Origin of the sequence: Kitasatospora sp. NPDC048722, from assembly GCF_040650235.1 — a bacterium.
Taxonomy (GTDB): domain Bacteria; phylum Actinomycetota; class Actinomycetes; order Streptomycetales; family Streptomycetaceae; genus Kitasatospora.
On sequence record NZ_JBEZGX010000159.1, the window covers coordinates 1 to 1,963 of the forward strand.

At 77.2% G+C, this 1,963-nt stretch carries 1 protein-coding gene; it reads left to right on the plus strand.

The genetic code is table 11. The annotated features are described in order from the left end of the window. The coding region (locus tag AB0C76_RS41225) for a beta-ketoacyl synthase N-terminal-like domain-containing protein (protein ID WP_359975893.1) at window positions 1-1,963 on the plus strand (1,963 nt) is incomplete at both ends.

The window sequence follows — 1,963 nt, forward strand, 5'->3', positions numbered from 1 at the left end:
CGGCGGTGCTGAACAACATCAAGCGCGGCTGGAGCTCCAACTCCACCCCGGTCGCGGTCACCCGCAACCAGGACGCGGTCTACCGCGCCGTCGCCTGCGACACCGCCGACCGCGACGCGCTCGCCGCCCTGCTGGCCGCCGTGCCCGCCGAACACCCGCTCACCGCCGTCGTCCACGCGGCCGGCGTCCTCGACGACGGCGTGGTCGAAGGCCTGACGGCCGACCGGCTCGCCGCCGTGCTGCGCCCCAAGGCCGACACCGCCCGCCACCTGCACGAGCTCACCCGCGGCCTCGACCTCGCCGACCTCGTCCTGTTCTCCTCCGCCGCCGGCGTCTTCGGCTCGCCCGGCCAGGGAAACTACGCCGCCGCCAACGCCTGGCTCGACGCCCTCGCCCAGCACCGCCGCGTCGCCGGCCTGCCCACCACCGCCCTCGCCTGGGGCCTGTGGGCACAGGCCAGCACCATGACCGCCCACCTCGGCGCGGGCGACCGGGCCCGCGCCGAGCAGTCCGGTGCGCTGACCCTCAGCACCCCGGACGGCCTCGCCCTGTTCGACGCCGCCCTCGCCGACCACCGCGCCCTCCTCGTCCCCGTCCGGCTCGACACCGCCACCCTGCGCTCGCGCGGCGCGGCCGAACTCCCCGCCCTGCTGCGCTCCCTGGTCCGTACCCCGGCCCGCCGCACCGCGCAGGGCGCCCAGGCCGCCGACGGGCTGCGCGCCCGCCTGGCCGGGCTCACCGCGGCCGACCGCGCCGCGGCGCTGCTCGACCTGGTGATCGGCTGCACCGCGGCCGCCCTCGGCCACTCCTCGGCCGACCAGGTCCACGCCACGCGGTCGTTCCGCGACCTCGGCCTCGACTCCCTGACCGCCGTGGAACTGCGCAACCGCCTCAACACCGCGACCGGCCTGCGCCTGCCCGCGACCCTCGTGTTCGACCACCCCACCCCCGGGGCGCTCGCCGGGCACCTGGCCGACGGCCTCACCGGCACCACCGCGGCGGCCGGAACCGGCGCCGCGCCCCGGGTCGCCGACGAACCGATCGCGATCGTCGGGATGGCCTGCCGCTTCCCCGGCGGCGTCGCGACCCCCGACGACCTGTGGGCCCTGCTGTCCGCCGGCACCGACGCCGTGGCCCCCTTCCCGGCCGACCGCGGCTGGGACCTCGACCGCCTCTACGACGGCATCCCCGACCACCCCGACTCCTCCCGCACCCGCGAGGGCGGCTTCCTCGCCGACGCCGCCGGCTTCGACGCCGCCTTCTTCGGCGTCAGCCCCAACGAGGCACTCGCGATGGATCCGCAGCAGCGGCTCCTCCTGGAGACCTCGTGGGAGGCCCTCGAACGCGCCGGCATCGACCCCGGCACACTGCGCGGCAGCCACACCGGCGTGTTCGCCGGCCTGTCCTCCAGCGACTACCTCGACCGGGTCGCCCGCATCCCCGACGAGGCCGCGCCGTACGTCAGCACCGGCAACGCCGCGAGCGTGATCTCCGGCCGCGTCGCCTACACCCTCGGCCTGGAGGGCCCGGCCGTCACCGTCGACACCGCCTGCTCGTCGTCCCTCGTGGCGCTCCACCTCGCCGTCCGCGCGCTGCGCGGCGGCGAGTGCACGCTCGCCCTCGCGGGCGGCGTCACCGTGATGTCGACGCCGATGATCCCGGTCGACTTCGCCCGCCAGCGCGGCCTGGCCCTCGACGGGCGCTGCAAGCCCTTCGCCGACGCCGCCGACGGCACCGGCTTCTCCGAGGGCGTCGGCGTGCTGCTCGTCGAGCGGCTCTCGGACGCCCGTCGCAACGGGCACCCGGTGCTGGCCGTCGTGCGCGGCTCCGCCGTCAACCAGGACGGTGCCTCCAACGGGCTCAGCGCCCCCAACGGCCCGTCGCAGCAGCGGGTGATCCGGGCCGCCCTGGCCGACGCCGGCCTGGCGCCCGCCGAGGTGGACGCCGTCGAGGCGCACGGCAC